Below are 4,987 nucleotides of genomic sequence, written 5' to 3'. Positions count from 1 at the left end.
CGCCGGCCCCTGCCACTTGGAAGGGTTGGGCAGCGTCCGGGGGGTCTGCGTGGCCAAGGCCTCGCTCCTGGCTCATCTCCCGGCTCACGGCCAAGCCCTGGTCAACCAGGACTATCCTGAGCTCTTTCAGGCCGCATCCGCCGTCAAGCCTCTGCCCACGCCCTTTTCAGCCCTGGACGCCTCGGCTCCCATCTCCTGCCTCTATCAAGGCCTGGGGCCCGACGGCCGGGGGCGCTACCTGCTTCGCCTATCCGGACGTGAAATCATGCTCAACACGGCCTTCTCCGGCCGGGCCATGGCCGAAAATCTGGCCGCCGCCGCCGGGGCCGCCTTTCTCCTGGGACTGCCCCTCGAGGCGATCCGGGATGGCATCGCAGCTTCCGCGCCCATTGATGGGCGATTCCATATTCGAGGCCAGGGCCGTCGAACCCTCATCGACGACAGCTACAATGCCAATCCGCTGTCCATGCGCCTAGCCCTGGAACGGGCCCGCGAACTGGCCGGAGCCCGCCCACTGGTGCTGGTCCTCGGTGAAATGCTCGAACTTGGCCCGGCCCGGGAGGATGAGCATCGACGTCTAGCCGCCCTGGCCTCATCCGTGAGCTGTGCCGCCCTGTTTTTTCACGGTTCCTCATGGTCGGCCGTACAAGACGGATACAGAGGGCCCCAGGGCACCCTCCATCAGCTCCAATGCCCATCCGATCTGGTCAGGGCCATGCAATCTGGCCTCGTCCCCGCCGACGCCGTGGTGCTTTTCAAAGGATCCAGGGGAAGCCGCATGGACCGCTTTCTTCAGGCCATGGGAGGCCAGGCATGATCTACCATCTTCTCTACCCCCTCAGCGACCAGATTAGCCTCTTCAACGTCTTCCGCTATATCACCTTCCGGTCCATCTACGCCATGCTCACAGCCCTGATCCTGGCCATCTTCCTTGGCCCGGTCTTCATCCGCTGGCTCCGAGCCGTCAAATGCGGCCAATACATCCACGAGGACGTCGCCGCCCATCAATCCAAAGCCGGGACCCCGACTATGGGTGGACTGATGATCGGTGCCTGTCTTCTGGGCAGCGTACTGCTCTGGGGCGATCTGACCAATCCCTATCTCCTCCTGTGCATAGGGGTCTTCACCGCCTTTGGGGCCATCGGCCTGGCCGACGACTACCTGAAGGTCGTCCGCAAGCACAACAAGGGCCTCTCAGCCAGGGCCAAGATTCTCCTCCAGACCATGGTCGCCCTGATCGCCGCTGCCCTACTCATTTCCCTGCCCGGCTACCACACCACCCTCATGGTCCCCTTCTTCAAGACCATCCGGCCCGACCTTTCCTGGGCCTATCTGCCCTTTGCCGTCCTGGTCATCGTCGGTGCCTCCAACGCCGTCAACCTGACCGACGGGCTGGACGGACTGGCCACCGGCCCGGCCGTAGTCGTCGCCGCCTGCTTCTCTCTGTTCGTCTATGTGGCCGGACACGTAAACATGGCCGAATACCTCCAGGTGGCCTATGTCCCAGGCGTCGGCGAGGTGGCCGTGTTCTGCGCGGCCATGGTCGGGGCCGGTCTCGGTTTTCTGTGGTACAACGCCTACCCGGCCCAGGTCTTCATGGGCGACGTCGGCAGTTTGAGCCTCGGCGCGGCCATCGGATTCATCGCCGTGCTCTGCAAACAGGAACTCTTGCTGGTCATCGTCGGAGGGCTCTTCGTCATCGAGACCCTGTCGGTCATCATCCAGGTCGGATACTTCAAGTTCAGCGGGGGAAAGCGATTCTTTCGCATGGCCCCCATCCATCACCACTTTGAACTCAAGGGGATTCCGGAGTCCAAGATCATCACCCGATTCTGGATCCTGTCGGTGCTTCTGGCCCTGGTTGCCCTGAGCACCCTCAAACTGCGGTAGAGGAAAAGCGGAAAAAAGGCGTATGCACCAACTCATCCATGATCGCCAGCTGGCCGGTCACAGGGCCGTGGTCGTCGGGGCCGGGATTTCCGGCCTGGCCGCCGCCAAGCTTTTGACCGCTCTGGGGGCCGAGGTCCGTATCCTGGAAAAGGATTCGGCCAAGGCCGACGCCCTGGCGCTCGAGGCTGGTCCTTTGGGCTGGGATCTTCGCTTGGGGGAACACACCCCGGATCAATTCGCGGGTGTCGATCTTGTCATCGTGAGCCCCGGGGTGGCCATGGATTCCATCGCCCCGTACCTGCCTTCCGCAGCCAAGGTCGTTTCCGAACTCGAACTCGGGTCCTGGTTCGTGTCCAAACCCGTCGTGGCCGTCACCGGAACCAACGGCAAGACCACGACCACGGCTATGATCGCCCATATCCTGACGATGGAGGGTCACCGGGTATTCGCCGGGGGCAATCTTGGGGAGCCGCTTTGCGCCCACGTTTTGTCCGGGCGGGAGGTGGATTTCGTCGTCCTGGAAGTCAGCAGTTTCCAGGCTCAGTTCACCGAGTCCCTGCACCCTGCCTCGGCCGTCTTGCTGAACTTCTCCGCCAACCATCTAGACCACCATCGGTCCATGGACGAATATCTTAACGCCAAGCTCCGGCTCTTCGCCCGCATGACCGACCAGGATCAGGCGGTCCTTGCCCTGGAACTCAAGGAACTGCTCGAACCCAAAAACTTCACCCGGGCCCGGCGGGTCTATTTCGTTGCCAATCCGGAAATGGTCTGTCCCAGGCTTCGGGGAAACCACAACCTAGCCAACGCCGAGGCCGCCTATCTGGCCCTGAGGCCCTTTGGGGTGACCAGGGAAAAGGTTCGCCGAGCCCTGGCCACATTCGTTCCCTGGCCCCACCGCCTGCAGTCCGTGGTTGAACACCGCGGAGTGCTCTGGGTCGACGACTCCAAAGCTACGACCGTAGACGCCCTGCGGGCCGCCCTGCGAAGCTTTCCTGGTCGCCCCATCCTTCTTCTTGCCGGAGGGGTCTTCAAGGGAGGAGACTTGACATCCCTGCTTCCCCTGCTCCGGGACACGGTACGGGAAATCTTCCTCTTCGGAGCCAGTCGGGAAATCTTCGAGTCGGCCTGGCAGGGACATCTTCCCCTGACTTGGTCGCCGAGTCTTGATCAGGCCGTGGCCCTGGCCCACGGCCGGGCCGTGGCCGGGGATGTCGTCCTCCTCTCCCCGGCCACGGCCAGCTTCGACCTCTTTGCCAACTACAAGGAACGGGGCTTGGCCTTTCAACGGGCCTTGGTCTCTCTGACGGCCGGACGGGAGGTGACCCGATGAGCACGGCCCGTACTCATGCAGGCACCGTGGATTGGTGGCTGGTGAGCGCCGTCCTGGTCTTTGCCGGCTTCAGTCTGATCATGGTCATGAGTGCCAGCGGCATCATGGCCGAACGGGTCTGGGGCGACAAATACCATTTCTTCAAAAGGCAGGCGATCTTCACCGTGGCCGGCCTCGCGGCCTTTCTGGCCGCGATCCGCATTCCCATGACCTTTTTCTATCGCATGGTCTATCCCGGCCTGATCCTGACCGCCGGGCTTCTGGCCATGACCCTGGTCTCACCGTTGAAAGTCGAGGCAGGAGGGGCGAGCCGGTGGCTGAACCTTGGAATCATGTCCCTCCAGCCCTTGGAAGTGGCCAAGATAGCCCTAATTTTCTATCTGGCCTATTTCTTTTCCCACAAGCAGGACAAGGTCAGAACCTTCAGCGTCGGCTTCCTTCCCCCGACCATCGTCACCTCCGGGCTCTGCCTCCTGCTTCTCTTGCAGCCGGACTTCGGGGGCGCGGCCTATCTGGGCATGCTCCTCCTCATCATGAGCCTGGTCGGGGGCACTCGGCTTTTCTATCTGTTTTCTTCCGTTGCCGTGGCCGGCACCTTTGCAGCCCTCCTCGTCGTCCACTCCCCCTACCGGTTCCGCCGCTGGTTCGCCTTTCTCGACCCGTTCAAGGACCCCCTCGACTCCGGGTATCAACTCGTCCAATCCCTCTATGGCCTGGGTTCGGGCAATTGGCTGGGCCAGGGTCTGGGTTCGGGCAAGCAAAAGCTCTTCTTCCTGCCCGACGCACACAACGACTTCATCCTGGCCGTGGTCGGCGAGGAACTGGGCTTCGTCGGGGTTTCTCTGGTCTTTATTCTGATCGCCATCATCCTCTGGCGAAGCCTGGCCATAGCCATAGGCCGTACTGAGATGCAGGATCGGCTGACGGCCTTCGGCCTGGGGGCGATCATCGTTCTCGGGGGAATTCTGAACACGGCCGTGGTCCTCGGCGCTGTTCCCCCCAAAGGCATTCCCATGCCCTTTTTGAGTTACGGCGGGAGCCAACTTCTGACCTCCTTCTTCTGCGCCGGCATCCTCGTGAACCTCTCCAGATCGAAAGGTACAAAAGCATGACCGCGACCGGAGCCAGGATAAAAGACCAATCATCAGGAACCCTCAAGCGGGTCGTCCTGGCCACTGGCGGCACGGGGGGGCACATCTTCCCTGCCTTGGCCGTGGCCGAACGACTGGTCGCGGACTGTCCGGGGTGTTCAATTCTCTTTCTGGGCGGAGAACGCGGTCCCGAGGGAACCCTAGTCCGAGACTCCGGGATTCCAGGCCTGAGCTTCGAAGCCCTCCCGGCGGCCGGAGTCCTCGGCCGTGGGCTAAAATCTCTTCAGGCCCTGGCCTGGATGACCCGAAGTCTCCGGCGCTGTCTGGGCATTCTGACCGACTTCCGCCCCCAGGTCGTCCTGGGTCTGGGCGGATATGCCGGCTTCGTACCCGTGCTGACCGCCTGTCTGAAGAGGATTCCCACGGCCATTCACGAGCAGAACAGCGTGCCCGGGGTGACCAACCGCGTTCTGGCGCGGCGCGTGGACCGCGTGCTGGTCAGCTTCGCGGACATGGAAGGTCCGGTCTTCGGCGGCCCAAAAGCGGTCGTCACCGGCAATCCCGTCCGCGCCGAAATCCGCGCCGGCATTATCCTCTGGCAACAGCCAGTCGCGTCCGATGCCGAGGCACGCAGGATCGTGACCGAGGCCAGCCGCCTGCGCGGTATGGCGTT

At 62.7% G+C, this 4,987-nt stretch carries 5 protein-coding genes; all 5 read left to right on the top strand.

Annotation, left to right across the window (positions count from 1 at the left end):
- The coding region (locus EOM25_12075; protein ID NCC25910.1) for a UDP-N-acetylmuramoyl-tripeptide--D-alanyl-D-alanine ligase at window positions 1–817 on the top strand (817 nt) is incomplete at its 5' end.
- Window positions 814–1,890: a phospho-N-acetylmuramoyl-pentapeptide-transferase gene (locus EOM25_12070; protein ID NCC25909.1), complete on the top strand. Its 1,077-nt coding sequence runs from the start codon at window positions 814–816 to the stop codon at window positions 1,888–1,890. The genes EOM25_12075 and EOM25_12070, both read left to right, overlap by 4 nt.
- A gap of 22 nt (window positions 1,891–1,912) precedes the next feature.
- Window positions 1,913–3,223, top strand: coding sequence for a UDP-N-acetylmuramoyl-L-alanine--D-glutamate ligase (murD, locus tag EOM25_12065; GenBank protein ID NCC25908.1), 1,311 nt, complete (start codon window positions 1,913–1,915; stop codon window positions 3,221–3,223).
- Entirely contained in the window at window positions 3,220–4,335 is a 1,116-nt protein-coding gene (ftsW, locus tag EOM25_12060; GenBank protein NCC25907.1) for a putative lipid II flippase FtsW, read from the top strand. The genes murD and ftsW overlap by 4 nt, the downstream gene beginning before the upstream one ends.
- Window positions 4,332–4,987: hypothetical protein (locus EOM25_12055; GenBank protein NCC25906.1), on the top strand; the 656-nt coding region annotated here is incomplete at its 3' end. The genes ftsW and EOM25_12055, both read left to right, overlap by 4 nt.

It is taken from the genome of Deltaproteobacteria bacterium (genome assembly GCA_009929795.1).
GTDB lineage: Bacteria > Desulfobacterota > Desulfovibrionia > Desulfovibrionales > Desulfomicrobiaceae > RZZR01.
This window is presented reverse-complemented; position numbering and strand designations above follow the sequence as displayed.

What these genes read in the sequence shown, in the direction of transcription:
- murD (NCC25908.1), top strand. Translation starts at nt 1,913, where the DNA reads ATGCACCAACTCATCCATGATCGCCAGCTGGCCGGTCACAGGGCCGTG.
- EOM25_12070 (NCC25909.1), top strand. Translation starts at nt 814, where the DNA reads ATGATCTACCATCTTCTCTACCCCCTCAGCGACCAGATTAGCCTCTTC.
- ftsW (NCC25907.1), top strand. Translation starts at nt 3,220, where the DNA reads ATGAGCACGGCCCGTACTCATGCAGGCACCGTGGATTGGTGGCTGGTG.